We start from the raw sequence: 2,248 nt of genomic DNA on the forward strand, positions 1-2,248 counted from the left end.
TGGATGCGGAAACGCTTGCCGCCGCGCAACGGTTGTCGTATCCCGATCCGGCCTTCCTGGACCTTCCGGCCTGGGACCGCAACGGCTGGCTGAAATAATTTTGTAAGAGAAAAAGCTGCACGCGGACAGGGATTACAATTCCTTGTCCGCGTGTTTTGTTTTGATGGTGAGGAGGATCACCGCACTGATGAGCGCTGCGCCCGCAGCCAGCTGAAACACACTGCGCAGGTTCACATCCGCATCGCGGAGCGCGCCGCCGGCATAGATACCAAGTCCGCCGATCAGGCAGCTAACAAGATTGAGAATGCCGTAGCCCGTGGCGCGGTACCGCTCGTCGGCGATCATGCAGAGGATGGGCATCATATTGGCGTCGGTGAACGTCCGCGTAAAGGCAAACATCACGAAGCCGCCGATTGCCAGTATCAGCGCATCAGTGCTGGCGCCCAGCAAAATACAGGGAGCGGCGATGCAGAGCCCGATGGCGGGCACCAGCACCCTGGCGCGCGGGTTGCGGCGGCTCCAGCGGTCGGCCCAGGCCCCGCCAGCCAGCACACCCAGCAGGCTGGCGGTGTGGAAGTACCCGGTGGCATACACGCCGGCCATGCTTTGGGAAAGGTTGAATTGTTCTTTGTAATAAGTCGGCAACCACGAAACGATCATCCAGTTCACCACCCCGATCATCCCCCAGAAAGCCAACGCCAGCCAATAAGCGCGCTTGCTGAACAGGTTGCGCACGGCGTCGCCGAACCTGATGGAGGATACGGCCGGCGCGGCGATCTGCCGCGCAGGCGCGTCGCGGAGGAAGAAAAACAGCATGAATGCATACACGACGCCGATAATGCCGAAAGTGCTGAATGCGTTGGTCCAGGCCGATTCCTCGGCAATCCATCCACCCAAAAATCCTAAACTCTGCCCGAACATGATACCGGCCATATGAATGCCGGTGGCCAGCGAACGCGTGGGGCCGCGGTGATAATCTGTGATCAACGCCAGCGCAGCGGGGATGTAACAGGCTTCACTGATGCCCATCAACGCCCGCGTGGCCAGCAACTCGCCATACGTGGTGGCGTGCGCCGTCATCCAGGTAACGATAGACCAGACGAACAGGCTGATAATGATCGCCCTGCTGCGCTTGAAGCGGTCGGCCAGGAAACCCGCAAAAGGGCTCAGCAATCCATACACCCACAGGAACACGGAGGTCAGCATGCCGAACTGCGTATCGGTGATCGGAATGGCCGATACGATGGATTCCCGCATGGTGGTGATCATGATGCGGTCGAGATAATTCAGGCAGCCTACCACACAAAGTAATGCAACCGTTATCCATGCGCGGAGCGCGGGCTGGCGGATGGAAAAGGCGTCGGTGTTCGTCATATCGTTGGTTTGGATATCAAATGTTTCAAAAGTAGCTTCCCGGCAGTAGCGCAGTTGTTACGATCCTGCTGATATGTGGTATTATTTTTCATTATATTGGCTGGCCTGCGTTTCCCGTCATCAATATACAAAATGCAGGTTTTTTTATTTGTGTAAGAAAGTATTATGAATGTAAAGGATAGTAACAACAGTATCCTGCCCGGACAATTACTTTTGAAGCTATGCTGATGCGATTTTTTGCCTTGTACTTCGCCATTTCCGCTACGGTTAGCCTCCGCGGCCAGGACCACCAGCGGGTTTGCCTGGACGTACTGCAACAGGCTATGGCGCACAGCCCGCAGTTCCTGGTGCGCATGCACGCGGCGGAAGCGCTCATCGCCAACGGGCACCACAAAGGCATCGCCGCGCATTTTCCCCTGCACGACAGCCTGGGCTCCATCGAAAGAACGGGGTCGGCACGGGTACGGGCAAGGCTGGGGCAGCGGAGGAAAATGGTGCGGGTGATCATGCAGGAATTCCTTCATGCCGACAGCTCCCGCAGCCGGCTCACGGCGCTCGAAAGCCTGGCGAAGATAGGATACCGCAAAGCGCCGGCAGCGATCCGTTCGCTGGCGGACAGCGGCACGGGCGGTTTCCGGGCGATGGCCGCCTGGGTAATCGCCAACCAGGGAACGGCGGATGGTATGGCGCGGCTGGAGGATATGCTGTCGTCCCAAAACGCGGCGGAAAGCTATTATGCCGCGTATGCGCTGCGTTTCAGCAAATCGGTATCCGCAACGGCGTATCAGCTGCTGGACTCCTGCGCCGCACATGTGCAGTCGGGCAATCCCGGCAGGTCGCTGGTGCTGAGCGCCTTCTACGCGCATGCTTCGCC

The 2,248-nt window shown here is 58.5% G+C and carries 2 protein-coding genes; one reads left to right on the forward strand and one right to left on the reverse strand.

Features of this window, described 5'->3' with window-relative positions; genetic code table 11:
• Nucleotides 1–132: 132 nt before the first annotated feature.
• Complete coding sequence (locus Q0510_RS21490) at nucleotides 133–1,374, reverse strand: MFS transporter (protein WP_298716198.1); 1,242 nt, start codon at nucleotides 1,372–1,374, stop codon at nucleotides 133–135.
• Between the two features lie 221 nt (nucleotides 1,375–1,595).
• Here Q0510_RS21490 and Q0510_RS21495 point away from each other — a divergent pair.
• Nucleotides 1,596–2,248: hypothetical protein (locus Q0510_RS21495; protein WP_298716201.1), on the forward strand; the 653-nt coding region annotated here is incomplete at its 3' end.

This window comes from uncultured Chitinophaga sp., from assembly GCF_937874145.1.
In the GTDB taxonomy this organism is placed as follows: Bacteria; Bacteroidota; Bacteroidia; order Chitinophagales; family Chitinophagaceae; genus Chitinophaga.

Bases quoted from the DNA above. Each gene is read 5' to 3' on its own strand.
- Q0510_RS21490 (WP_298716198.1), bottom strand. From the start codon at position 1,374: ATGACGAACACCGACGCCTTTTCCATCCGCCAGCCCGCGCTCCGCGCA.